The sequence below is a fragment of the Pseudomonas tremae genome (assembly GCF_023278125.1).
In the GTDB taxonomy this organism is placed as follows: Bacteria; Pseudomonadota; Gammaproteobacteria; order Pseudomonadales; family Pseudomonadaceae; genus Aquipseudomonas; species Aquipseudomonas tremae.
This window is the reverse complement of record NZ_CP066270.1, coordinates 1,482,932-1,506,758: the sequence shown is the minus strand read 5'-3', so window position 1 is coordinate 1,506,758 and position 23,827 is coordinate 1,482,932. Positions and strand designations below refer to the sequence as shown.

General features: G+C 57.8%; 21 protein-coding genes and 2 tRNA genes. 15 read left to right on the top strand and 8 right to left on the bottom strand.

Annotated elements, in window-relative coordinates; genetic code table 11:
• Positions 1 to 47 precede the first annotated feature (47 nt).
• Positions 48 to 254 carry a SlyX family protein gene (locus I9H09_RS06900; protein WP_005891970.1) on the bottom strand — a complete coding sequence of 69 codons (207 nt, stop codon included), beginning with the start codon at positions 252 to 254 and terminating at the stop codon, positions 48 to 50.
• Positions 251 to 682, bottom strand: coding sequence for an HIT family protein (locus tag I9H09_RS06895; RefSeq protein WP_024670221.1), 432 nt, complete (start codon positions 680 to 682; stop codon positions 251 to 253). The genes I9H09_RS06900 and I9H09_RS06895 overlap by 4 nt, the downstream gene beginning before the upstream one ends.
• 793 nt (positions 683 to 1,475) lie before the next feature.
• Here I9H09_RS06895 and I9H09_RS06890 point away from each other — a divergent pair.
• The 3 genes from I9H09_RS06890 (at position 1,476) to I9H09_RS06880 (ending at position 5,712) form a co-directional block, all read left to right on the top strand.
• Entirely contained in the window at positions 1,476 to 2,798 is a 1,323-nt protein-coding gene (locus tag I9H09_RS06890) for an OprD family porin (RefSeq protein ID WP_005891968.1), read from the top strand.
• Between the two features lie 171 nt (positions 2,799 to 2,969).
• Entirely contained in the window at positions 2,970 to 4,685 is a 1,716-nt protein-coding gene (locus I9H09_RS06885) for a proline--tRNA ligase (protein WP_005891967.1), read from the top strand.
• Positions 4,686 to 4,755: 70 nt separating this feature from the next.
• Entirely contained in the window at positions 4,756 to 5,712 is a 957-nt protein-coding gene (locus I9H09_RS06880) for a hypothetical protein (RefSeq protein WP_005891966.1), read from the top strand.
• A gap of 35 nt (positions 5,713 to 5,747) precedes the next feature.
• Here I9H09_RS06880 and dinB read toward each other — a convergent pair whose 3' ends face one another.
• The gene (gene dinB, locus I9H09_RS06875; RefSeq protein ID WP_122324350.1) at positions 5,748 to 6,809 is read right to left on the bottom strand and encodes a DNA polymerase IV; all 1,062 of its coding nucleotides are present in this window, start codon (positions 6,807 to 6,809) and stop codon (positions 5,748 to 5,750) included.
• 260 nt (positions 6,810 to 7,069) lie between these two features.
• Between dinB and I9H09_RS06870 the strand changes: the two genes are divergently transcribed.
• The 4 genes from I9H09_RS06870 to I9H09_RS06855 all read left to right on the top strand — a co-directional run bounded on the left by I9H09_RS06870 (position 7,070) and on the right by I9H09_RS06855 (position 11,754).
• A tRNA-Met gene (locus I9H09_RS06870) sits at positions 7,070 to 7,146 on the top strand.
• A 205-nt stretch (positions 7,147 to 7,351) separates the two neighbouring features.
• Positions 7,352 to 7,428 (top strand) — tRNA-Met (locus I9H09_RS06865).
• A 349-nt stretch (positions 7,429 to 7,777) separates the two neighbouring features.
• Positions 7,778 to 10,420: a bifunctional lysylphosphatidylglycerol flippase/synthetase MprF gene (gene mprF / locus I9H09_RS06860; protein WP_122347830.1), complete on the top strand. Its 2,643-nt coding sequence runs from the start codon at positions 7,778 to 7,780 to the stop codon at positions 10,418 to 10,420.
• A complete protein-coding gene (locus I9H09_RS06855) occupies positions 10,420 to 11,754 on the top strand; it encodes a virulence factor family protein (RefSeq protein ID WP_122347829.1) in 1,335 nt (444 codons plus the stop codon). The genes mprF and I9H09_RS06855 overlap by 1 nt, the downstream gene beginning before the upstream one ends.
• Before the next feature lie 95 nt (positions 11,755 to 11,849).
• On the opposite strand, the gene I9H09_RS06850 is transcribed toward I9H09_RS06855, so the two are convergent.
• A complete protein-coding gene (locus I9H09_RS06850; RefSeq protein WP_024670218.1) occupies positions 11,850 to 13,745 on the bottom strand; it encodes a potassium transporter Kup in 1,896 nt (631 codons plus the stop codon).
• A 260-nt stretch (positions 13,746 to 14,005) separates the two neighbouring features.
• Here I9H09_RS06850 and rimO point away from each other — a divergent pair, with 260 nt between their 5' ends.
• The 5 genes from rimO (at position 14,006) to tsaA (ending at position 17,953) form a co-directional block, all read left to right on the top strand.
• On the top strand, positions 14,006 to 15,349 hold the full coding sequence (gene rimO / locus I9H09_RS06845) for a 30S ribosomal protein S12 methylthiotransferase RimO (protein ID WP_005891943.1): 1,344 nt from the start codon (positions 14,006 to 14,008) through the stop codon (positions 15,347 to 15,349).
• 101 nt (positions 15,350 to 15,450) lie between these two features.
• Positions 15,451 to 15,891, top strand: a complete 441-nt coding sequence (locus I9H09_RS06840) for a GNAT family N-acetyltransferase (RefSeq protein WP_122347828.1) — start codon at positions 15,451 to 15,453, stop codon at positions 15,889 to 15,891.
• Between the two features lie 93 nt (positions 15,892 to 15,984).
• Positions 15,985 to 16,695 (top strand): rRNA pseudouridine synthase, encoded by a 711-nt coding sequence (locus tag I9H09_RS06835; RefSeq protein ID WP_005891938.1) that lies wholly within the window; start codon positions 15,985 to 15,987, stop codon positions 16,693 to 16,695.
• A gap of 75 nt (positions 16,696 to 16,770) precedes the next feature.
• Positions 16,771 to 17,232: a YehS family protein gene (locus I9H09_RS06830; RefSeq protein WP_005891935.1), complete on the top strand. Its 462-nt coding sequence runs from the start codon at positions 16,771 to 16,773 to the stop codon at positions 17,230 to 17,232.
• Between the two features lie 13 nt (positions 17,233 to 17,245).
• Complete coding sequence (gene tsaA / locus I9H09_RS06825; protein WP_122312497.1) at positions 17,246 to 17,953, top strand: tRNA (N6-threonylcarbamoyladenosine(37)-N6)-methyltransferase TrmO; 708 nt, start codon at positions 17,246 to 17,248, stop codon at positions 17,951 to 17,953.
• A gap of 49 nt (positions 17,954 to 18,002) precedes the next feature.
• Here tsaA and fpr read toward each other — a convergent pair whose 3' ends face one another.
• The gene (fpr, locus tag I9H09_RS06820) at positions 18,003 to 18,782 is read right to left on the bottom strand and encodes a ferredoxin-NADP reductase (protein ID WP_002554680.1); all 780 of its coding nucleotides are present in this window, start codon (positions 18,780 to 18,782) and stop codon (positions 18,003 to 18,005) included.
• A 123-nt stretch (positions 18,783 to 18,905) separates the two neighbouring features.
• Between fpr and I9H09_RS06815 the strand changes: the two genes are divergently transcribed.
• Positions 18,906 to 19,832, top strand: a complete 927-nt coding sequence (locus I9H09_RS06815; RefSeq protein WP_122347827.1) for a LysR family transcriptional regulator — start codon at positions 18,906 to 18,908, stop codon at positions 19,830 to 19,832.
• A gap of 6 nt (positions 19,833 to 19,838) precedes the next feature.
• On the opposite strand, the gene I9H09_RS06810 is transcribed toward I9H09_RS06815, so the two are convergent.
• From I9H09_RS06810 to I9H09_RS06800, 3 genes are all read right to left on the bottom strand, one after another.
• Entirely contained in the window at positions 19,839 to 20,204 is a 366-nt protein-coding gene (locus tag I9H09_RS06810) for a diacylglycerol kinase (protein ID WP_005891927.1), read from the bottom strand.
• Between the two features lie 84 nt (positions 20,205 to 20,288).
• Positions 20,289 to 20,936, bottom strand: coding sequence for a response regulator transcription factor ErdR (erdR, locus tag I9H09_RS06805; protein ID WP_024671764.1), 648 nt, complete (start codon positions 20,934 to 20,936; stop codon positions 20,289 to 20,291).
• 216 nt (positions 20,937 to 21,152) lie between these two features.
• Positions 21,153 to 21,863 carry a tRNA-uridine aminocarboxypropyltransferase gene (locus tag I9H09_RS06800; protein WP_122347826.1) on the bottom strand — a complete coding sequence of 237 codons (711 nt, stop codon included), beginning with the start codon at positions 21,861 to 21,863 and terminating at the stop codon, positions 21,153 to 21,155.
• A gap of 230 nt (positions 21,864 to 22,093) precedes the next feature.
• On the opposite strand from I9H09_RS06800, the gene I9H09_RS06795 reads away from it, so the two are divergent.
• Positions 22,094 to 22,510 (top strand): quorum-sensing-regulated virulence factor family protein, encoded by a 417-nt coding sequence (locus tag I9H09_RS06795; RefSeq protein WP_024691310.1) that lies wholly within the window; start codon positions 22,094 to 22,096, stop codon positions 22,508 to 22,510.
• A gap of 200 nt (positions 22,511 to 22,710) precedes the next feature.
• Positions 22,711 to 23,805: an LOG family protein gene (locus I9H09_RS06790; protein ID WP_055003381.1), complete on the top strand. Its 1,095-nt coding sequence runs from the start codon at positions 22,711 to 22,713 to the stop codon at positions 23,803 to 23,805.
• The last annotated feature ends 22 nt before the right edge of the window (positions 23,806 to 23,827 follow it).

Genomic DNA, 23,827 nt, shown 5'->3' with positions numbered 1-23,827 from the left:
CGCGACATCCCGAAGGGAGTCGCGGTTTTTTTATGGGCACAGCCCGATCAGTAGTGAGGTGGCGGCGCATCTTCCTCGAAGGTATCGAACTGACTGCCCATTTCTTCCTGACGCTTGAGCATGGCTGCCATCTGCTGTTGCAGGTGCTCAAGCTCACGCTGCTGCTTTATCAAGACATCATTGAGTGCCTGAATGGTGTCATCCTGAAAGGCCATCCGGCTTTCCAGCTCCATGACTCGATCTTCGAGACTCATGATTGCTCCCCCTCAAATCTGAAATCATTCGTCAACGCCGGCTTGAGTCGCCGACAGATCGCTGCAAACTGCTCGTCGCTGTAGGCAACGGCAGCATGCTTGCCCCAGACGGGCGCGGGCCAGGCGACATCGTCACGCTTGCGCACTATGACGTGCATATGAAGCTGACTGACCACATTGCCCAAAGCGGCAACGTTGATTTTATCCGCATCGAAAACATCTTTCAGCATCTTTGCCAGCGCGTTTGTCTCCTGCCACAACTGCAATTGATCAGCAGGCTCCAGCTGAAAAACCTCGCTGATATCGGCCCGACGCGGCACCAGAATGAACCAGGGATAATGTGCATCGTTGGACAGCAGCAACCGACACAGGGGAAAGTCACCAATGGGCAAGGTATCTTGCTGAAGACGAGGGTCCAGAACGAACACGATAGGAAGCTCCTGATTGCCAGGTGGATGTCAGGCCAGCCCGGATGGATAAAGCTGGCGTTTGATAGTGGGAAGGATACGCGCGATAGGGCAATGCTTCACCTGCAGATAGCACGACGCACCAACGTGCAACCTTAAGTAGCATTACCGCACCGATTTGAAGCCGCAGCAGTGCGTGATAAGAACCCCTGGAGAGCTTGACGAGATAATGATGCAGCGACTCTCGGCCTGAGGTACATGAAAATGAAACAGTCCAGCCCCCACCATAGAGCCCTCCAGAGAGCGCCCCAGGTTCAGGCACACGTAACAATGAGTGCACCAAAAACACACACTGTTGTTGCCGTACCAACACCGGGCCTTCGTTTTTTACCCACACGATGCGGCCACGGGTAACGCTTGAGGAGGATAAAGCGCTGGCCATCCCAAGAAGAGGTGAAGATCATGAATTCTCATGAAATGTATATTTCCTTTTAAAACATAGAGTTAAAATGCCAACCCGATGCCAATTCTGATTTTTCACAAAATTTTTTCATTTTCGAATGATTTGTGCACGCTTGTTGCTTTATCACCCATATGATCACGGTGCCTCTGGCGGAAAACAGAGGTGACACGGTCAAGGGAAAACGGCCCGGTACGCCCATCGCCGTAAAGATTCTGAAAGGATAGAGCTGTATCTATCGCTACAAAAGTCAGCGTGATGTAGATTCCGCCGACCAAAAATAGAAAGAGCCGCCCAGATAAAAAAGCAGGTGGGACGGCACAAAATCTTCTAAAAACCAAAGGAGCAATCACGATGAGAGTGATGAAGTGGAGCGCAATCGCACTGGCCGTCACGGCTGCCAGCGCCCAACTGGCAACAGCGGCACCTTTCGTCAGCGATCAGGCTGAGGCCAAGGGTTTCGTTGAAGGCAGCACGCTTGACCTGAAGCTGCGCAATTACTATTACAACCGCGACAAGAAAGCCGGCGCTGCTGACGATCGTGACTGGACCCAAGGTATCTGGGCCAACTTCAGCACCGGTTACACCCAAGGCACCATCGGTGTCGGCGTAGAAGCTTTTGCTTACGCTGGTGTGAAACTCTGGGGCCCGGACAAATATTCGGGTTCGGGTAACCTGATTACCGACTCTGCCGGCAACAACGAAGACACACAGAGCAAGGCCGGTGGCGCTGTTAAATTCCGCGTTTCGAAGACTGAGCTGAAAGTGGGCGACATGCAGCCCACCAGCCCTGTGTTTGGAGTCGGCGGCTCGCGCCTGCTGCCTCAGACGGCAAGTGGTATCAGCCTCCAGAGCAGCGAGCTTAAGGGCCTGGATGTTGAAGCGGGTCACTTCTACTCAGGCACCAGCCAGGATGACACCAGTCACGGCGGCGGTATCTTTGCAAACTATGCTGGCGTTGAAGCCAAAAGCGCAGACTTTGCCGGCGGCAAATACGCCATCACCGATAGCCTTGGCGTGGCGTTCTACGCAGCCAAACTCGAAGATATCTGGGATCAATACTACGGTAACGTGAACTACGCGCTGCCACTGGGTGGCGATCAGTCACTGGCGTTCGACGCTAACATCTATCGCACCGTTGACGAAGGCAGCGCAAAAGCTGGCTCTATCAGCAACACCGCGTTCTCCGGCTCCGCAGCCTACTCGTTCCTTGCTGCGCACACCGTGACCCTGGCGTTCCAGAAGATCAACGGTGACACGCCGTTCGACTACATCGGTATCGGCGACAACAACCGCGGTGGCGATTCGATCTTCCTGAACAACTCGATTCAGTACTCCGACTTCAACGGTCCGGGTGAAAAATCCTGGCAGGCTCGCTACGACCTGAACATGACTCCGTACGGCGTGCCCGGCCTGAGCTTCATGACCCGCTACATCAAAGGTACCGACATCGACGGCACCAAAACACCTGCTGGCAGCGCTTATGCTGGCCTGTACGGTGCTGATGGCGAACACCACGAGACCAACCTTGAAGCCAAATATGTCGTCCAGACCGGCCCGGCCAAGGACTTGTCCTTCCGTGCTCGTCAGGCATGGCACCGCGCCAACGCCGACCAAGGCGAAGGCGACGTCAACGAGTTCCGCCTGATCGTCGATTACCCGATCTCGATCCTGTAATCGCAGTTCAGCACTCGTTAACAAAAGAAGCCCGGCTCATGCCGGGCTTTTTCATTGAGCCGGGAAAGCGCCCTCCGGCCACCTGCAAGCCCGCCCTGCCCTGTACGTCACCGGAACACCGCCGTACAATGCCAGGTCATTTCCAGTCTCAGCAACCGACAACGGCCAACCATGCGCACCAGTCAATTTTTGCTCGCCACACAGAAAGAAACCCCTTCCGATGCGGTCGTGGTCAGTCATCAGCTGATGCTGCGTGCCGGCATGATCCGCAAGCTGGCATCCGGCCTCTACACCTGGCTACCGATGGGCCTGCGCGTATTGCGCAAGGTCGAGGCCATTGTTCGCGAAGAAATGGACGCCGCTGGCGCTCTCGAAATTCTGATGCCCGGCATTCAGCCTGCGGAGCTTTGGCAGGAATCCGGCCGCTGGGAACAGTACGGCCCGGAACTGATGCGCCTGGTCGATCGCCACAACCGTGAATTCTGCCTGGGCCCGACCCACGAAGAAGTCATTACCGACCTCGCACGCAACGAGCTCAACAGCTATAAACAGCTGCCGATCAACATGTACCAGATCCAGACCAAATTCCGTGACGAGATCCGCCCGCGCTTCGGCCTGATGCGTGGACGCGAGTTCGTCATGAAGGACGCGTACTCGTTCCACGCCGACAACGCATCGCTGCAAGTCACTTACGATCGAATGCACCTTGCGTACAGCAATATCTTCAGCCGCCTGGGCCTGAAATTCCGTCCGGTCGAAGCCGACAACGGCTCGATTGGTGGTGCAGGCTCGCACGAGTTTCACGTACTGGCCGAATCCGGCGAAGACGATATTGTGTTCAGCAATGGCTCCGACTACGCAGCCAATATAGAAAAGGCCGAGGCAGTCCCTTCCGAGAAGACTCGCCCTGCCGCCACTGAAGAGCTGCGCCTGATCGATACGCCAAATACCAAGACCATCGCGCATCTGGTCGAAGGCTTTGGTCTGCCCATCGAAAAGACGGTCAAGACGCTGGTTGTGCATGCAGCCGAAGAAGGCAAGTTGATCGCACTGATCATTCGCGGCGATCACGAGCTCAACGAAATCAAGGCGAGCCAGCTGGAACAGGTTGCCAACCCGCTGGTGATGGCATCCGAAGCAGAACTTCGGGATGCCATCGGCGCTGGCGCCGGCTCGCTCGGCCCGCTGAACCTGCCATTGCCATGCATCATCGACCGCTCCGTCGAGATGATGAGCGATTTCAGCGTCGGCGCAAACATAGATGACAAGCACTATTTCGGCGTCAATTGGGAACGCGATCTGCCCGTTCCCACTGTCGCCGACCTGCGCAACGTGGTTGCAGGCGACCCTAGCCCGGACGGCAAAGGCACGCTGGAAATCAAGCGCGGCATCGAAGTGGGCCATATCTTCCAGCTGGGCACCAAATACAGCGAGGCCATGAAGTGCCAGGTGCTGGGTGAGAACGGCAAACCGGTCAATCTGGCCATGGGTTGCTACGGCATCGGCGTTTCACGCGTTGTTGCTGCCGCCATCGAGCAGAACAGCGACGAGAACGGGATTATCTGGAACGATACCCTGGCGCCATTCCAGATCGCACTGATCCCGCTGCGCTATGAGACCGACGCCGTCCGCGAGGCGACCGACAAGCTTTATGCAGAGCTGACCGCTGCCGGCTTTGAAGTGCTGCTCGATGACCGCGACAAGAAAACCAGCCCTGGCATCAAGTTCGCAGACATGGAGCTGATCGGTATTCCGCACCGTGTCGTGGTCAGTGACCGCGGGCTTGCCGAAGGCAATCTGGAATACAAGAGCCGTACCGAGTCGCAACCGCAAGCCATTGCGGTCGCGGATGTGCTGTCGTTCATCCAGGGCCGAGTGAAGCGCTGAGCCATAAGACGCACCTGCCTTATATGCAGGTGCGTCGCTCATCACACGCCCAATCCGCATCAGAGATCCCATGTTCAAACGAAGCACCTCAAGCCTCGGCAGCGCCGTTCTGTGCGCCTCTTTTCTTGTCGGCGGCTGTGCCAACCAACTGTCACAACGCAGTGAACACGAGGAGCGCGTCGAGCGAAAACTGCTCGAACATACGCTGCAAGTCGATATTGGCGAACCCAAGACACTGGAGTTGCCGCAACGTCGCGTGCGGATTCACGAGCACAAGTCTTTCGAGGTCACCGATTACGAGGTGACCCGGCACTATGACCGTTACACGCCTTATCAGCCGTGGCGGGAGATTTACGAGATCCCACTGGGCGCGGTTGCAGTGGTGGCTGGCGTCGGTGCGAATGTGGTCAACGTGTTTGCGCTGGGCAATTTGCCCGAAAGCATGACCAAGGACTGGATTCACTATGGTGTGGCAGGACTTAACCCGTTCATGAACGCCCCTTCTCACGGCCGCGCTCAACAGAACCTTGCGAGCATCGACGAAGTACAGAAGGACAAGCGGATCGAGAACTCCACATTACCGTGGAATGAACGCCCGGTCATCGTCAAGGCCGGGACAGAAACCCATGAGCTGAGTACCGACCGTAATGGCATCCTGCGCATTAACCTGCTGGACAGCCCGTTTGCAGAACAGGACCTGAGCCGTATCACGCGTCTCTACATAAATGTCGAAGACGACCAGGACAGCGCTCACGCCAGTGAAAGCTTGCCGATCAGTCACTCGCTGCGCGGTAAATTACTGGAAGCGCACGCCCTGATCTATGACGACCTTGAGGATGACGAAGTCAGCCAATGGGTGCATCGTGTCAAACGTCTTTCTGATATGGGCCTGGAGGAAGAAGCCAGCGAGCTGGAGCAAAGCCTGATCGAACTGACACGCAACGACCCGCAACTGCAGACCGAGTTTCTCAAATCACTCGCCAGAGACGCCGGCCGCCTGGTCGCAGTACCTGCGCAGAGCCAATAGCGCGTAAGGCTGCGGGCCCACACCGCAGCCATCCGTTATCGCGAAAACAATTCCAGCTGCTCATGCGCGGCACGCAAGTCGTGCAAGCGCACGCCAATCCCCAGCAGCCGAACCGGCCTGCCACCCCGCGCAAACGCCTGCGACAGCAACTGCTCGTAACTGCCCAGATCCCTCCCGGCGCCGGACTGCTCAAGCGTCGTCTGGGTGAAATCGTGAAACTTCACTTTGACGAATGGTTTGCCAGGACGGTACTGCCCCTCCAGCCTCTCCATTCTGGTACCCAGTGTCTCCAGCAGGGCTGGCAGCTTTTCGAGACAAGCGGCCAGGTCGGGCAGGTCCGTGTCATACGTATTTTCGACACTGACCGATTGACGCCGGCTGTCGTTCTGCACAGGCCGGTCATCTATTCCATGCGCCAGACTCCAGAGACGCTCACCAAAACTGCCGAAGTCGCGAACCAACACAAGCTTGCTGCGGCTTCGCAAGTCTGCGCAATCAAGAATACCTAACCGACCCAGCTTGTCTGCCGTTACTTTTCCTACGCCATGAAGCTTGGTCACAGGTAACGACGCGACGAAGTCCTCAACCTGGTCCGGTGTGATCACGAACAGGCCGTTGGGCTTTTTCCAGTCGCTGGCAATCTTGGCCAGAAACTTGTTGGGCGCGACGCCCGCCGACACAGTGATATGCAACTGCTTCGAGACCCGACGCCGAATATCCTGGGCGATGCGCGTGGCGCTACCGGAAAAGTGGCCGGCGTCGGACACGTCCAGAAAGGCCTCGTCGAGAGACAAGGGCTCTATAAGGTCGGTGTAGTCCCGAAATATGGTATGAATTTCTCGTGATGCTTCTTTATAAGCCTCCATGCGCGGTTTGACGATGGTCAGGTCCGGACACAGCGTAAGCGCATGACGAGATGACATCGCGGAGCGCACGCCATAAGCACGCGCCTCGTAATTGCAGGTTGCGATCACCCCGCGCCGCTCAGCCGAGCCGCCCACTGCCAGCGGCTTGCCTGCGAGATCGGGCTCGTCACGCATTTCAATGGCTGCATAGAAGCAGTCACAGTCGATGTGGATGATCTTGCGTTGCGTCATGACCTGATGCGACTTTGGAATCAATGGCTGCGCAGTATCTCACCCGTATCAATAAGTGACACTCAATCATGCAAAGGCCATCCGAAAAATTGCCTTTACCGCCCTGCTACGCCACTCAAATGACCCGGTCCCCCCGTCATACGGGCGTCAAAGCCAGGTCGGTGAGTCACGCTGCCTCGCTAACCGATTGAAGAAAAAGAATTTTTTTAAAACTAGCCATTGACACCCCGCCATCTCTCTGTAGAATGCCGGCACACAGACGCGGGATGGAGCAGTCTGGTAGCTCGTCGGGCTCATAACCCGAAGGTCGTCGGTTCAAATCCGGCTCCCGCAACCAAACATCAAGAAAGGCTACTCGAAAGAGTGGCCTTTTTTGTTTCCGCTTGAAAAACACCCTCCCAAACCTTGGTCTACAGATCTGTGATATCTGAGCACCACCAAGGGCATTGCACGACAAAGCGCACAATATGCTACTCATTTGCCTGCTTTGTGGATTAAGGGTTGACACTTCAGCGTTCGGCTGTAGAATGCCGCCACACAGACGCGGGATGGAGCAGTCTGGTAGCTCGTCGGGCTCATAACCCGAAGGTCGTCGGTTCAAATCCGGCTCCCGCAACCAAACATCAAGAAAGGCTACTCGAAAGAGTGGCCTTTTTTGTTTCCGCGGAAAAACATTCCAGGCCACGGCTAACTGTCTGACAAAAAAGACTATTTACCAGACCCTTTGAAACCCTATCATCACATCTGTAACGTAATGCTTTCATTGACGACAGTTTTTGCATGCGCTGCCGATAGGCTTATTACTAGGCTGATCACGACTGAACCGTAGCTGAACAGCTTCAACCAGCTCGATTCGCTATTCGCTCGTTAGGCGTTGACGCGCTAACATCCTGAAATATTTTTTGCGTAGGGATTGGTAACTTGGCTGTATACCTCCATCCTGTCGCGCACGATCCAAGGAGTGATTGATGCGCGACAACACGTCCGATTCCAATAAAGCTGTTGATGCAGAACAACCAAGCACCCCACCGCGCCTGCATTGGCGGGAGCTGCTAAGCAAATACCGACAGCCTATAGGGCTGGCGGTGATGCTGCTGTTGTTCGGCCTGGCCCTGATTGCCTGCCGCCACATGCTGGTCGAAATGGACTGGTATGCGCTGCACGACTCACTGTTCGCGGTTACATTGCCCGCCTTGGGCGGGGCACTGGCAGCCGCGGTGGTGGGTTACATCATTCTGATGGGCTATGAACTGTCAGCCAGCCGCTACGCCAACGTCGACCTGCCGGTCAAAACCCTGATTCTCGGCGGCTTTACATCGTTTGCCATCGGCAATGCGGTGGGTCTGTCGATGCTGTCGGGTGGCTCGGTTCGCTATCGGCTGTACTCGCGCTACGGCGTGGGTGCCATCGAGATCGCGCGCATGACGGTGTTTGCCAGCCTCTCGCTGGGCTGCGCATTGCCACCGCTGGCCGCACTGGCGACGCTGAGCAATCTTTCCGGTGCCTCACTTGCCCTCAAGTTGCCGGTCGATGTTCTCGCCGTCATCGCGACCGCGGTTCTGGCTGGCAGCCTGCTGCTGGCGCTGTTCGTCTACCGCCGCCGCCTGCCGGAGCAGGATATCCCGCACAACATTCTGGTCCGCCTGGGTCGGCGCACACTGCGCCTTCCAGACCTGAAGCTGACGCTAATCCAGCTGGTTATCACCGCGCTGGACGTCGCCGCAGCAGCGATGGTGCTTTACCTGTTGCTGCCCCACGCGCCACCGCTCGGCGCGTTCATCCTGATCTACCTGCTGGCACTCGCTGCCGGTGTGCTCAGCCACGTGCCCGGTGGCGTGGGCGTGTTCGAAGCCATTTTGCTGGCGGCCTTCGCCAACGAATTGGGTGCCGCACCGCTGGCCGCTGCATTGCTGCTGTACCGCCTCATCTATGTGGTGCTGCCGCTTCTGCTGGCCTGCCTGACCTTGCTGTTCACTGAAGCCCAGCGCCTGCTGCCGACAAGGCAAGCTATGCGCGTTGCCTCGGGGTTGGCTGCGCCAATTCTGGCACTACTGGTTTTCTTGTCGGGGGTGGTGCTGCTCTTCTCTGGTGCCACCCCTGAGATCGATACCCGGCTTGAAAACGTAGGCTTCATGATTCCGCACCGGCTGATCGACGCGTCGCACTTCGGCGCCAGCCTGGTCGGTGTCTTGTGCCTGTTGCTCGCTCAAGGCTTGCGTCGTCGGTTGTCCGCAGCCTGGATGCTGACCGTCATTCTGCTCTTGGTGGGCGCCGTGTTGTCGATGCTTAAAGGCTTCGACTGGGAAGAGGCCAGCATGCTCCTGCTGACCGCAGGCCTGCTGCTGACCTTCCGCCGCTCGTTCTATCGTCCCAGTCGTCTGCTGGAGCTGCCGTTCTCGCCGCTTTATCTGATCGCCAGTGTTTGTGTGGTCGGCGCATCGATATGGCTGCTGCTGTTCGCCTACCAGGATGTGCCTTACAGCCATCAGCTGTGGTGGCAATTTACCCTGGACGCAGACGCCCCGCGCGGCCTGCGCTCGGCACTCGGAAGTGCAGTGCTGCTGGTGGTGGTTTCGCTGACCTGGCTGCTGCGCACTGCGCGACCTGTTATCAAGCTGCCGGATGCGGCTGACCTGGACAAAGCCGCCGAGATTCTCAAGGCATCCAGCCAGCCAGACGGCGGCCTGGTGCTGACCGGCGACAAGGCCATCCTGTTTCACCCTGCTGGCAATGCGTTTCTGATGTACTCGCATCGCGGGCGCAGTCTGGTGGCGCTCTACGACCCGATCGGACCGACCCAGCAACGCGCGGAGTTGATCTGGCAGTTCCGCGACCTGTGCGACGTGCATCATGCTCGTCCGGTGTTTTATCAGGTTCGCGCAGAAAACCTGCCGTTCTACATGGACATCGGCCTGACAGCGATCAAGCTGGGTGAAGAAGCACGTGTGGACCTGCGACGTTTCGACATCGACGCCAAAGGCAAGGAAATGAAAGACCTGCGCTACACCTGGAATCGGGGTGGCCGCGATGGGCTTTCGCTGGAGATCTATGAGCCGGGTCAGGCGCCTATCGACGAGCTGAAAGTGATTTCCGATGCCTGGCTGACCGGCAAGAACGTCCGCGAAAAAGGCTTTTCGCTCGGTCGCTTCAGCCCGGAGTACCTCAAATACTTCCGCATCGCCATCATCCACTTTCAGGGCAAGCCAGTGGCCTTCTCCAACCTGCTGGAAACCACCAGCCTGGAGCTGGCCAGCCTGGACCTGATGCGTTCTCACCCGGACGCACCGAAACTGACCATGGAGTTCATGATGGTCGGTCTGATTCTGCACTACAAAGCCCAGGGTTATGCGCGCTTCAGCCTGGGGATGGTGCCTTTGTCCGGCCTGCAACCGCGACGCGGCGCGCCGATCACTCAGCGTCTTGGCTCGATGATCTTCCGCCGCGGCGAACAGCTGTACAACTTCCAGGGGCTGCGTCGCTTCAAGGACAAGTTCCAGCCCGATTGGGAACCTCGTTATATGGCCGTGCCTGCCGGACTTGATCCGCTCGTGGCACTGGCTGACACCGCCGCCCTGATTGCGGGCGGTCTGACTGGATTGGTGAAACGCTGATGATTCGACGCTCCTGGCGCCTTTTGCTCGCAGCACTGGCAATTGTTCTTTTTATCGTAGCTTCGGGGGTATGGATCTGGACCCGCCCCGCTCCACCCGCTTCGCTGGAACATCTGGACCTGGAAGGCGGCGCGCCGCTGACCAGTGTGACGCCGGCCACCAGCATCAAGACGCGCATCGCCCTGGCGGTCACCGCTGAAGACATGCTCACCGACAAGCAGTTGCTGGCGATCAGCAAGGATGCTTCGGCACGCATCATTCAGGTGGTATTGCCAAAGGATGACTGTGTCTTGCAACAGAAGACCTTTCAAGCTGCCCTGCAGAAGCTCGACGGTCCTGCGAAGGTAGTTGGCGGGATAGGCCCTGGCGCAACGCTGGCATGGCGCTGGCTGGCCGAACAGACGGACGACAAGGCACAGGCCATCTCTGTAGGCTTTGCCCTCGAGCATGGTTCGAACCCGCCTCCGGTGCTTGAAGAGGGTGAGACAGCACCGCAGATCTGTGACGTGTCATTGCCGCAAAAAGCCCCGCACGGCCACTGGCTGGCGGCCTGGAACGATGCACCGGATGATCCGAGCGCCGCTTTCGTACGCGACCAGACCAACGCCGACACCAGCATCAGCGATTACGACATTCCGCTGCCGCAGGTCCTCAATACCGAACTGCGTCACTTGCTGCTCGGTGAAAACGACAGCGGCGGCCTGGGTATCCCGGTGGTTGAAGTCCCGGCCAGCCAGCCTTCCGATACCGTGACGCTGTTCATGTCAGGTGACGGCGGCTGGCGCGACCTGGACAAGGTCGTTGCCGGCGACATGGCCAAGATGGGCTATCCAGTAGTGGGCATCGATGTATTGCGCTACTACTGGGAACACAAGACGCCAGAGCAGACCGCTACCGACCTGACCGACCTGATGAACCACTACAGGCAGAAATGGGGCACCAAGCGCTTCATCCTGGCTGGCTACTCGTTTGGCGCGGACGTGATGCCTGCGATCTACAACCGCCTGGCTACGGATGACCAGAATCGTGTCGATGCAATCATTCTGCTCGCTTTTGCACGCACCGGCAGCTTCGAGATTCACGTCGACGGCTGGCTCGGAAACGCAGGCAAGGAGGCCACCACCGGACAGGAAATGGCCAAACTGCCTGCCGCCAAGGTGTTCTGTGTCTACGGCATCGAAGAGAAGAAAGACAGCGGCTGCACCGACACCACCGCCGTCGGCGAAGCGGTTCAGTTGCCTGGCGGTCATCACTTCGACGAAGACTATCCGGCACTGGCCAAGCGCCTGATCGACGCCATCAACAAGCGTCAGGGCAAGGCTACCGCCCAGTAAGCTTCATTTATCGAAGTCTGCAGGCATAAAAAATCCCGGCACCGTGAGGTTGCCGGGATTTTTTTGTCCATGCTGACTGACTTTACAGCGGCAGGTTACATCTCGACCTGTGTACCCAGCTCGATCACACGATTGAACGGCAGCTTGAAGAAGCGCAGGTTGCCGTTTGCGTTCTTGAGCATGAAAGCGAACAGCGCCTCACGCCAGCGAGCCATGCCATCCATTTTTGAAGGGATGACCGTTTCGCGACTGAGGAAATAAGTGGTACGCATCGGGCTGAAGTCCAGCTCGGCCAGATGACACAGCGCCAACGCAGCAGGCACATCCGGCTCGTCGATAAAGCCGAAGTGCAGGATCACCCGATAAAAGCCTTCGCCATACGACTCCACTTCGAAGCGCTCGGCGGCAGGCACACGAGGCGAGTCTTCATACACCACCGTCAACAGCACGACCTGCTCATGCAACACCTGGTTATGCAGCATGTTGTGCAGCAACGCGTGAGGGACAGCGTCCGAACGTGCGGTGAGGAACACCGCAGTGCCCTGCACACGATGCGGCGGCTGGACACGAATGCTGCCGATGAAGATCGGCAAGGGCAGCCCGCCTTCGTCGATACGCTCGGCGAGCAATTGCTTGCCACGCTTCCAGGTGGTCATGAGGATAAACAGCACTGCACCGGCGAGCACCGGAAAGGCACCGCCCTGAAATATCTTCGGCACGTTGGCGGCGAAGAACAGACCGTCCACCAGCAGCAGGCAGATCAACAGCGGAACAGCCAGCAAAGGCGGCCATTTCCAGAGCATCAGCATGACCGTCGACACCAGAATCGTGGTGCAGAGCATGGTCCCTGTGACCGCCACACCATACGCAGAAGCCAGCGCGCCGGAAGACTCGAAACCGATCACCAGCATGATCACGCCCGCCATCAGCGCCCAGTTCACGGCACCGATGTAAATCTGGCCCTGCGCGTCACTTGAGGTGTGCTGGATATGCATTCTGGGGATATAACCCAGTTGAATTGCCTGCAACGTCATCGAGAAAGCGCCGGAAATCACTGCCTGAGAAGCAATGATGGTGGCCATTGTCGACAGACCGATCAGCGGCAGCAGCGCCCAGCCCGGCGCCAGCAGGTAGAAGGGGTTGCGCACTGCTTCCGGGTTATCCAGCACCAGCGCGCCCTGACCGAAATAGTTGAGCAACAGCGCGGGCAGCACGAGGATGAACCAGGCACGCGAGATTGGCTTGCGGCCAAAGTGACCCATGTCGGCGTACAGTGCCTCGGCCCCGGTCAGCGCCAGAACCACAGCGCCCAGAATGGCGACGCCGATCCCCGGATGAATGATGAAGAAATTCAGGCCCCACGCCGGGTTAACCGCTTTCAGCACCTCCGGCGACTGCATAATGCCGTAGACACCCAACGCGCCCAGCACCAGAAACCAGACGACCATCACCGGCCCGAACAGTACGCCGATGCGCGCTGTGCCGTGCCGCTGAATGAGGAACAGCCCCACCAGCACAACCAGCGCCATCGGCACGATCCAGTGATCCAGGCCATCGAAGGCCAGCTCCAGACCTTCCATCGCCGAAAGGACCGAGACTGCCGGGGTGATCATGCTGTCACCGTAGAACAGTGCCGCACCGAACAATCCGAATACCACCATCATCATCTGCAGCCTGGGGTGCTTGGCCGAAGCCCGCCGCGCCAAGGCCATCAGCGCCATGATGCCGCCCTCGCCCTGGTTATCGGCACGCAGGACAAACGCCATGTACTTGAAGGACACCACCCAGATAAGCGACCAGAAAATCAGCGACAGCACGCCGAGAATCGCGTCGTGGCTGACTTCCACACCGTAGCCCCCCTGAAACACCTCTTTCAGCGTGTACAGCGGACTGGTGCCGATATCCCCGTAAACCACGCCGACAGCGGCGATCAACAACCCGATCGGTTTTGCCGTGCCTCCGGCCTCCGCATGACTGTTTGCTTGACTCATCCACTACTCCAGATAACCAGACATGAGGTTCAACAGACTGAGAACATCACAACACGTAACAATTAAGATTCAGCCAGACATTGACACGTCTGGCCACGATGGCGCGAAGCATAACGCAGCACTCGTCTTAATTCTCTTTCTAACGCTGGTCATCCCGCCCGCCCACCGCTAGAATTGCGCACTTTTTGATCAGAGGCGCCCCAAGCGCCCAGTCGGTGCCCGCGCTTTGCGTTCGGGCGCCCTTCACGCCGAGGTTTGCCATGTCCACCGTTACCACGCCGTCCGCCCCCAAGGTTGGATTCGTTTCTCTGGGTTGCCCCAAGGCGCTCGTTGATTCGGAACGCATCCTGACTCAACTGCGCATGGAAGGTTACGAAGTCGTTGCGACCTACGAGGACGCCGACGTGGTCGTGGTCAATACCTGCGGCTTCATCGACACGGCCAAGGCCGAGTCGCTGGAAGTGATCGGCGAAGCCATCAAGGAAAACGGCAAGGTCATCGTCACCGGCTGCATGGGCGTCGATGCGAGTGTCATTCGCAGCGTGCACCCGAGTGTGCTGTCGGTCACCGGCCCGCAGCAATACGAGCAAGTGGTCAATGCCGTGCACGACGTCGTGCCGCCGCGCCAGGATCACAACCCTCTTATCGATCTGGTGCCACCACAAGGCGTCAAACTGACCCCGCGCCATTACGCTTACCTGAAGATCTCCGAAGGCTGTAACCACAGCTGCAGCTTCTGCATCATCCCGTCGATGCGCGGCAAGCTGGTCAGCCGTCCGGTGGGCGATGTGCTGGACGAAGCCAAGCGTCTGGTCAAATCCGGCGTGAAGGAGCTGCTGGTGATCTCTCAGGACACCAGCGCGTATGGCGTCGATGTCAAATACCGCACCGGTTTCTGGGACGGTCAGCCGATCAAAACGCGCATGACCGAGCTGTGTCAGGCGCTGGGTTCGATGGGCGTCTGGGTTCGCCTGCATTACGTCTACCCGTACCCGCACGTCGATGAGCTGATTCCGCTGATGGCGGCAGGCAAGATCCTGCCGTACCTGGACATCCCGTTCCAGCATGCCAGCCCGAAAATCCTCAAGCTCATGAAGCGTCCGGCCTTTGAAGACAAGACCCTGGCGCGCATCAAGAACTGGCGCGAACAGTGTCCCGATCTGATCATCCGCTCGACCTTCATCGTCGGCTTCCCCGGTGAAACCGAAGAGGACTTCCAGTACCTGCTTGACTGGCTGACCGAAGCCCAACTGGACCGCGTCGGTTGCTTCCAGTATTCACCGGTCGAAGGTGCTCCTGCCAATCTGCTGGATGCGGCCATCGTGCCGGATGACATCAAGCAGGATCGCTGGGATCGTTTCATGGCCCATCAACAGGCAATCAGCGCCGCTCGCCTGCAAATGAAGATCGGCAAGGAAATCGAAGTGCTGATTGACGAGGTCGATGATCGTGGTGCCGTCGGCCGTTGCTTCTTCGATGCCCCGGAAATCGACGGCAACGTGTTCATCGGCCTGGAAGACGGCAGCAACGTCCAGCCTGGCGACAAGATCATGTGCCGCGTTACCGACGCCGACGAATACGACCTGTGGGCCGAAATGCTCTGACACCGGTCAAAGCGCCATCAAAAGCCCTGCCCTTAAAATGGCAGGGCTTTTTTGTCTGTTGGTGTTGTCTATGGACGACAGGCCGAGCGGAGGATGGCGTGATGCAGCTATGTGCACCTGATGTGAAGGATTATCCGGAAATGATAGAGGTGTGGGAGCGCTCGGTGCGCGCCACCCACGACTTCATGCCGGACGCGTATGTCGTCCGGCTCAAGGGCTTGCTCACTCAGTACCTGGACAGCGTGACGCTGTTCTGTATGCGTAACGACAAGCAGGCCATCACCGGCTTCGCGGGCGTGAACCGGGGGCGGCTGGACATGCTTTTCATTGCCCCCGAATACCGCAATCAGGGTATTGGCACGCAACTGCTGCAACATGCCGTCAACCATTTCGGCATCACTGAGCTGGACGTGAACGAGCAGAATCCCAAGGCGTTCGGCTTCTATTGCAAACAGGGATTCGGGGTCGTCAGCCGCTCGGAAGTCGATGGCCTAGGCCAGCCGTACCCCATGCTCAGGATGCGCCTGAACAGACGCAATTGATGTGGATTGCCAGGCAAATGCAATGTTGCCGCGATTAACCGGCCTTTGGCGGTTACAATGGCGCCTTTCTACTTATCAAACGGCTTTTTTGTCATGACAGACCCCATTCGCCTTTCCAAACGCCTTATCGAGCTGGTCGGTTGCTCCCGCCGGGAGGCCGAACTGTTCATAGAAGGGGGCTGGGTCACTGTGGATGGCGTGGTTATCGAAGAGCCACACTTCAAGGTCAGCACGCAGAAAATCGAACTGAGCCCGGACGCGAAGGCCGACTCTCCGGAACCGGTAACGATCATCCTGCACAAGCCCGCCTCGGCAAGCGCCGAAAGCGCCTTGCAGATGATCACGCCAGGCACGCTTTCCGAAGAGCACAGCTACAGCAAGCGCCCGCTCAAAGGCCACTTCATGCGCCTGGAAGCCATTTCGAGTCTGCAAGCCAATGCCAGCGGCCTGATGGTGTTCAGTCAGGACTGGAAAATCCTGCGCAAACTCACCGATGACCGTAGCAAGATCGAACAGGAATACGTGGTGGAAATCTCGGGCGAGATGGTTGCCCACGGCCTCAATCGCCTGAACCACGGCCTGACCTACAAGGGCAAGGAGCTGCCGGCCGTAAAGGCCAGCTGGCAGAACGAGAACCGTCTGCGCTTTGCCATGAAAAACCCGCAGCCCGGCATCATCGCGCAACTGTGCGAAGCCGTTGGCCTGAAAATCGTTGCCATTCGCCGCATCCGCATCGGCGGCGTGTCTATGGGCAAGCTGCCCGAAGGCCAGTGGCGTTACATGACGACCAAGGAAAAGTTTTAATTCCTTTCGACATCCCCCTATTACAGCGCGCGTGATCACTGTCATGCGCCGCCGACTTACCAGGAAACACGCCCCATGATGAACAACGACGTACTGCGCAGCGTGCGCTACATGCTCGATATCAGCGACAGCAAAATTGTCGAGATCATCGGCCTTACCGGTTTTGAAGTGTCGAAAAGCGACGTCATCGCTTTCATGAAGAAAGAGGAAGAAGAAGGCTATCTGGATTGCAGCGATGAAATCATGGCGCACTTCCTGGACGGGCTGGTCTACTTCAAGCGTGGCAAGGACGAAAGCCGCCCTGCACAGCCGATCGATCTGCCGATCACCAACAATATTGTCCTGAAAAAACTGCGCGTAGCCTTCGAACTGAAAGAAGACGACATGCATGCAATCCTCAAGTCCGCAGAGTTTCCAGTGTCCAAACCTGAGCTGAGCGCGCTGTTCCGCAAGGTCGGCCACACCAACTACCGCGCGTGCGGCGATCAACTGCTGCGCAACTTCCTCAAGGGTCTGACCCTGCGTGTCCGCGGCTGAAGCGGCTGACACCATGAGCTACAACGTCTCCCCTGTGGGCTTCGTGCGCTCCTGCTTCAAGGAGAAGTTCGCCATCCCGCGCCAGCCACAGCTGGCGCCGGCAGCGCGAGGCGTGCTGGAACTGGTCGCACCTTTCGATCAGGGCGAGGCTGTTCAGGGGCTGGAACAGGTCAGCCATGTCTGGTTGCTGTTTCTATTCCACCTGGCACTGGAAGACAAGCCACGCCTGAAAGTGCGCCCGCCCCGTCTCGGGGGCAATCAGTCGATGGGCGTATTTGCGACACGCGCCACGCATCGCCCTAACGGTATAGGGCAATCGGTAGTCAAGCTGGACAAGGTCGAACCCGGCCGGCTCTGGTTGTCGGGCATCGACCTGCTGGATGGTACGCCAGTACTGGACATCAAGCCTTATGTGCCCTATGCCGATGTCATCGCCGACGCAACCAACCACATGGCCAGTGCCGCGCCAGCCTTGATCCCGGTGCAGTGGCAGGACGCCGCGCTGATGCAAGCTCGAACACACGCTCTACGCCTCAACGAGCCCTTAGTCGAGCTGATCGAACAATGCCTGGCTCAAGACCCGCGACCGGCTTACCAGCTACCCACGCCAGAGCGCCGCTATGGCGCGCAGTTCTGGGACCTGGACGTACGCTGGCATTACCCGCAGACCGGCGTCATCTGCGTCATTGAAGTAGTGCCGGCAACATTTCCCACGCAATAAAAAACCCGCCTGATCCGATCAAGGACAAGGCGGGTCTTGTGAGAGCGGTCTACTTCTCGACGAATGCACGCTCGATCAGATAGTCACCAGGCTCACGCATACGCGGAGAAACGGTCAGACCGAAGCTGTTCAGCACTTCGCTGGTTTCGTCGAGCATGCTCGGGCTGCCGCACAACATCGCGCGGTCGTCCTGAGGGTTGATCGGTGGCAGACCGATATCGCTGAACAGCTTGCCACTGCGCATCAGGTCAGTAAGACGGCCTTCGTTCTCGAACGGCTCGCGGGTGACCGTCGGGTAGTAGATCAGCTTGTCGCGCAGCGCTTCGCCAAAGAATTCGTTCTGCGGCAGATGCTCGGTGATGAACTCGCGATAGGCGACCTCGTTCACGTAGCGCACGCCGTGGCAGAGGATGACCTTCTCGAAACGCTCATAGGTCTCAGGATCCTGAATGACGCTCATGAACGGTGCCAGACCGGTGCCCGTGCTCAACAGGTAAAGGTGCTTGCCCGGCTTCAGGTCATCCAGCACCAGCGTGCCCGTAGGCTTTTTGCTGATGATGATTTCATCGCCTTCCTTCAGGTGCTGCAACTGGGAGGTAAGCGGGCCGTCCGGCACCTTGATGCTGAAGAATTCCAGATGCTCTTCCCAGTTGGGGCTGGCAATGGAGTAGGCACGCATGAGCGGACGACCATTGGGCTGCTGCAGACCGATCATGACGAATTGACCGTTCTCGAAACGCAAGCCAGGGTCGCGGGTGCACTTGAAACTGAAGAGGGTGTCGTTCCAATGGTGGACGCTGAGGACACGCTCGTGGTTCATGTTGCTCATGTACGTGAGGACTCCTGAAAAAATAGTGCGCGCAGAAGCACTGCGCTATTGCGCGACATTCTAGTGGCAGACAGAATATCTGTTAAATGGATTATCAAGATATAGGTTATCGGTTATATAGATATGCGATTTACTCTACGTCAGCTTCAGGTTTTCGTCGCCGTGGCCTGGCAGGAAAGCGTATCCAAGGCAGCTGTGCTGCTTTCGCTTTCACAGTCGGCTGCCAGCACATCCATCACCGAACTGGAGCGCCAGTCCAGCTGCCAGCTGTTTGACCGCGCCGGCAAGCGGCTCAGCCTCAATGCCACGGGCAGACAGCTGCTGCCGCAGGCGGTTGCGCTGCTGGACCAGGCCAAGGAAATCGAGGACCTGCTCAATGGCAAATCAGGTTTCGGCTCGCTGGCAGTCGGTGCCACCCTGACCATCGGCAATTATCTGGCAACCCTGCTGATCGGCGGTTATATGCAGCGCCATCCGGAAAGTCAGGTCAAGCTGCACGTCCAGAACACCGCGCACATCGTGCAACAGGTTGCCCATTACGAGATCGACCTGGGGCTGATCGAAGGAGATTGCAGCCATCCGGACATCGAGGTGCAATCCTGGGTCGAAGACGAACTGGTCGTGTTCTGCGCGCCTCAGCACCCGCTGGCAAAGCGTGCGCATGTAACGCTTGAAGAGCTCACCCATGAAGCCTGGATTCTCCGCGAACAGGGCTCAGGCACACGACTGACGTTCGATCAGGCCCTGCGCCATCATCGCAACAGCCTGAATGTCCGGCTCGAACTGGAACACACCGAAGCGATCAAACGGGCGGTCGAGTCAGGGCTGGGCATTGGTTGTATTTCCAGGCTTGCGCTGCGGGATGCATTTCGTCGCGGCAATCTGGTGGAGCTGGCCACACCGGAGCTGGACCTGTCACGCCAGTTTTATTTCATCTGGCACAAGCAGAAGTATCAGACTTCCGCCATGCGTGAATTTCTCGAACTGTGCCGCGCGTTCACTGCCGGCGTGCAGCGCAGCGACGAGATCGTGTTGCCAAGCCTCTACTGAGCAGACTCAGCCCAGCAAAACGATGCCCCAAACCAGCGCAATCATGCTCAGGGCGATGAATTGGGCGGCACTGCCCATGTCCTTGGCATTCTTCGACAACGGATGCAGGTCCAGCGAAATACGGTCGATGGCCGCCTCGACAGCAGAATTGAGCAGCTCCACGATCAACGCCAACAGGCACACAGCAACCAGCAAGGCGTGCTCGCCCTTGCTGACGTGCAGAAAAAACGACAGCGGGACCAGAACCACATTCAGCAGCACCAACTGACGAAAAGCGGCTTCGCCTTTGAAGGCAGCGGTCATGCCATCGATGGAATAACCTGCAGCATTGAGAATACGTTTAAGGCCGGTTTGGCCTTTGAAGGGCGACATAGAGGGCTGCCGTGCAAAAAAAGATGAGGAAAACTAAGGCAATAAAGGTCAAAAAAGCGTGAATACGAGCTACATGGCCTACCTTCAGCTGGAAGAGATGGATTCAAGCTGCTGCAACAGCAATGCCGCCTGAGTGCGCGTACGCACGCCAAGCTTGCGAAAAATCGCCGTGACATGGGCTTTGATAGTCGCCTCGGACACGCTCAGCTCGGAGGCGATCTGCTTGTTCAGCAAGCCTTCGCACACCATGGTCAGCACGCGGAACTGCTGAGGCGTCAGGCTGGCAAGCCCTGCGCTCGCCGCTTTTGCTTCATCCGAGACACTGATGACTTCATTGACCTGCGGCGGCCACCAGACTTCGCCATCCAGTACGGTCCGGACTGCCTGCTGGATAACTTCCAGCGAACTGGATTTGGGGATAAACCCGCTGGCCCCAAACTCTCTGGAGCGCACCACAATCGACGCCTCTTCCTGAGCAGAGACCATCACCACAGGTATTTGCGGGTACTGGCCACGTAGCAGGACCAGCCCGGAGAACCCATAGGCGCCCGGCATGTTCAGGTCCAGCAGAACCAGATCCCAGTCGCCCTTCTCGTCCAGACGAGATTCAAGCTGTGCAATGCTCTCTGCCTCGACCAGCCGTGCCTCAGGCCCCAGGCCAATGGTCAGCGCCTGACGCAGCGCACTGCGAAACAGGGGATGATCATCAGCGATCAGGATGTCGTAGGTCATGTAATGATCCTGTTTTTATAGTGAGTGGCCGACAAAATCGGCCGCTCAAAGGCTGGCGGCAAGTGCCGCGGCAGACCCGATGAATCGGCTTCCAGGCGGCGCCAAGCATGCCCAGCAACACCATGACGGTCAAGCGCGAAGCGCCGTCGACTGCGCACAAAGATGGCAATCGGCCCAACACGTGCCACCTGATACTGCAGCGCAGCATGACACCCTTCAAATGAAGGGCTTCAAATGAGTGTGAGCGGCGTCATCCGGATCTATCGGACGTTGAAACTTGGCGCCTAAATAGTGCGCACTGAATACATCCAGATAAGCGTCAAGCACGCCACTGGCGCTCACGTCCTCGGCCAGTTCCAGGCACAGAGCCGCCACTTCCGCGGTGCAGAAGTGATCGTCACGTCTTGACCGACGCAGGCGATAACGCGAGATTTGCTCGGGCACGAGGCTCAGCACCGGAAACCTTTCAAGATAAGGGCTTTTGCGAAACATCTTGCGTGCTTCGGTCCAGGTGGCATCCAGCAAAATGAACAGCGGGCGCTTGCCCTTCTCAGGCCAGACCTGCGTGACCACACGCTCGCTGGCGACGAACTCGCCGGGAAAGACGATATACGGCTGCCATTGCGGGTCATCCAGCAAGGCCTGCAACTGCTCATCAATCTCGACACGCGACCAGCCGAAGGCATAGGTGTCTTCGATGACATCGGCAATCAGCCAGCCAGTGTTGGTCGGTTTCATAGGCTCGGTGTCATACATCAGCAAACACATGCCCGATCGGGCGGCCACCGTTGGCCGCCATTCGCACAGGCAATAGCTGGAAATGACCCGGCAGGCCGGACAACGCGGCGCACGCGATCCACGGGCAATAAACGGTTTGGTGCTGCGTGCCAGACGCTCGTCACGCAGACGCGAAACGGCATGGCTCATCGCTGGGCACGCCAGCGGGGGGAATACATCGACACCACAGAGACTCGGCAGGGATAAAGTGCGCGCAGTTTATCAGAGCGACAGCGCTTGAACCCGCTTTCGGCCTAGGCCGCTGGATTAGTCCTGCTCTATACTGCTGCGCCACGGCTCCGCCGCTCGCTTGGCGGGCTGACCGGAACGCACTTTGAAGTCGCTGGTCCAACAGCCAGCCACTTAATCAGGAGAGTTAAATGCTGCGCCTTATCGCACCTACCCTTACGCTTTTGCTCGTTGCTCCGCTGTGCGCTCAAGCGGCGTCGAAACAGGAGTTCGAACTCAGCAAAATGCTGGAAAAAGTCGCTAAGGAAAGCAGTGTCGGCACGCCGAGAGCGATCAACGAGGATATTCTGGATCAGGGCTATACCGTCACTGGCAATCAGTTGATCAACCACTTGAGTGTCCGCGAAGGCCAGGCAAGTCAGATGCGTGCCAACCCGGACGTGATGCGTAACCAGCTGGGCAACAGCGTATGCCACAACAACGGCTTTCGTCAGTTGATGACCAAAGGCGCTGTACTCAAGTATCAGTTCACCGAGTACAAAACCAATCGCCCGGTTGCGACCCAGACTTTCCAGGCCTCGGACTGCGCAGCCAAGCCCAAGCAGTAAACAGTCCTTTCACGCGATAACCTCACTTCTGCCACGCGCGCCTGACACATCAGGCGCGCCAGTTCGACAACGCCAAGACATCCTGCAACTAATCCGCTCTGACTCAAACAGGGAATGGGTAGCCTTTCTCCGAAAACCGGGACATCATCGATTCAACACGCCCTGAGGGGCCATTGACTCTGCAGGAGGAAAAATCCCGAATGCCGTATGTACCTGATGATCTTCTATCCCGACATTTTCAAAGCAACGGTCTCGACCTGACCGCCAAGATCGAAGCGCATATCAATGAAGTGGCACCCGGCACGCGAAATCTGCCGCTGTATCGCGACATGATGCTTACCGTGTTGCGCATGGCTCAAGACGACCGCAATCGCTGGGACGTCAAGATAACCCTGCAGACCCTGCGTGAACTGGATAAAGCCTTTCGTGTGCTGGAGCGCTTCAAGGGGCGTCGTAAGGTCACAGTCTTCGGCTCCGCTCGTACGCCCATAGAGCACCCGCTATATGCACAGGCCCGAGATCTGGGCGAGAAACTCGCACAATCGGACATGATGGTCATCACCGGCGCAGGGGGCGGCATCATGGCGGCCGCTCACGCAGGTGCGGGCCTGAAACACAGCCTGGGTTTCAACATCACCCTGCCTTTCGAGCAACACGCAAACCCGACCGTCGATGGCACCGACAACTTGCTGCCTTTCCACTTTTTCTTCACCCGCAAGCTGTTTTTCGTCAAGGAAGCTGATGCACTGGTGCTGTGCCCAGGCGGGTTTGGAACGCTGGATGAGGCACTGGAAGTACTGACACTGATACAGACTGGTAAAAGTCCGCTGGTGCCGGTCGTGCTGCTGGACACTCCAGGCGGCAGCTTCTGGCAAGGTGCGCTGGATTTCATCAAGAATCAGCTACAGGACAACCACTACATCCTGCCAGCCGACATGAAGTTGATGCGACTGGTCTACAGCCCCGACGAAGCAGTGGAAGAGATCAACCAGTTTTACAGCAACTTCCACTCCAGCCGCTGGCTGAAGAACAAGTTCGTAATCCGTATGCATCACGCACTCAGTGAGCAAGCGTTGGAACATATGCAGGAGGCTTTCGTCGACCTGTGCATCAATGAAAACTTCCATCAGCACAGTTATCAGGGCGAGGAGCATGATGAAGCGCAATTCAGCCATCTGACGCGGCTTGCATTTACCTTTACAGGGCGCAACCAAGGCAGGCTTCGGGAATTGGTGGACTACATCAACTTGCAGGAAAACTGGGCTGATGCTTCAGCGACAGGCAGGACTGCGTAAATCAGGCGCCACACACGACGCT

Bases quoted from the DNA above. Each gene is read 5' to 3' on its own strand.
- I9H09_RS06900 (WP_005891970.1), bottom strand. From the start codon at position 254: ATGAGTCTCGAAGATCGAGTCATGGAGCTGGAAAGCCGGATGGCCTTT.
- I9H09_RS06890 (WP_005891968.1), top strand. From the start codon at position 1,476: ATGAGAGTGATGAAGTGGAGCGCAATCGCACTGGCCGTCACGGCTGCC.
- I9H09_RS06885 (WP_005891967.1), top strand. From the start codon at position 2,970: ATGCGCACCAGTCAATTTTTGCTCGCCACACAGAAAGAAACCCCTTCC.
- I9H09_RS06880 (WP_005891966.1), top strand. From the start codon at position 4,756: ATGTTCAAACGAAGCACCTCAAGCCTCGGCAGCGCCGTTCTGTGCGCC.
- dinB (WP_122324350.1), bottom strand. From the start codon at position 6,809: ATGACGCAACGCAAGATCATCCACATCGACTGTGACTGCTTCTATGCA.
- mprF (WP_122347830.1), top strand. From the start codon at position 7,778: ATGCGCGACAACACGTCCGATTCCAATAAAGCTGTTGATGCAGAACAA.
- I9H09_RS06855 (WP_122347829.1), top strand. From the start codon at position 10,420: ATGATTCGACGCTCCTGGCGCCTTTTGCTCGCAGCACTGGCAATTGTT.
- I9H09_RS06850 (WP_024670218.1), bottom strand. From the start codon at position 13,745: ATGAGTCAAGCAAACAGTCATGCGGAGGCCGGAGGCACGGCAAAACCG.
- rimO (WP_005891943.1), top strand. From the start codon at position 14,006: ATGTCCACCGTTACCACGCCGTCCGCCCCCAAGGTTGGATTCGTTTCT.
- I9H09_RS06840 (WP_122347828.1), top strand. From the start codon at position 15,451: ATGCAGCTATGTGCACCTGATGTGAAGGATTATCCGGAAATGATAGAG.
- I9H09_RS06835 (WP_005891938.1), top strand. From the start codon at position 15,985: ATGACAGACCCCATTCGCCTTTCCAAACGCCTTATCGAGCTGGTCGGT.
- I9H09_RS06830 (WP_005891935.1), top strand. From the start codon at position 16,771: ATGATGAACAACGACGTACTGCGCAGCGTGCGCTACATGCTCGATATC.
- tsaA (WP_122312497.1), top strand. From the start codon at position 17,246: ATGAGCTACAACGTCTCCCCTGTGGGCTTCGTGCGCTCCTGCTTCAAG.
- fpr (WP_002554680.1), bottom strand. From the start codon at position 18,782: ATGAGCAACATGAACCACGAGCGTGTCCTCAGCGTCCACCATTGGAAC.
- I9H09_RS06815 (WP_122347827.1), top strand. From the start codon at position 18,906: ATGCGATTTACTCTACGTCAGCTTCAGGTTTTCGTCGCCGTGGCCTGG.
- I9H09_RS06810 (WP_005891927.1), bottom strand. From the start codon at position 20,204: ATGTCGCCCTTCAAAGGCCAAACCGGCCTTAAACGTATTCTCAATGCT.
- erdR (WP_024671764.1), bottom strand. From the start codon at position 20,936: ATGACCTACGACATCCTGATCGCTGATGATCATCCCCTGTTTCGCAGT.
- I9H09_RS06800 (WP_122347826.1), bottom strand. From the start codon at position 21,863: ATGAGCCATGCCGTTTCGCGTCTGCGTGACGAGCGTCTGGCACGCAGC.
- I9H09_RS06795 (WP_024691310.1), top strand. From the start codon at position 22,094: ATGCTGCGCCTTATCGCACCTACCCTTACGCTTTTGCTCGTTGCTCCG.
- I9H09_RS06790 (WP_055003381.1), top strand. From the start codon at position 22,711: ATGCCGTATGTACCTGATGATCTTCTATCCCGACATTTTCAAAGCAAC.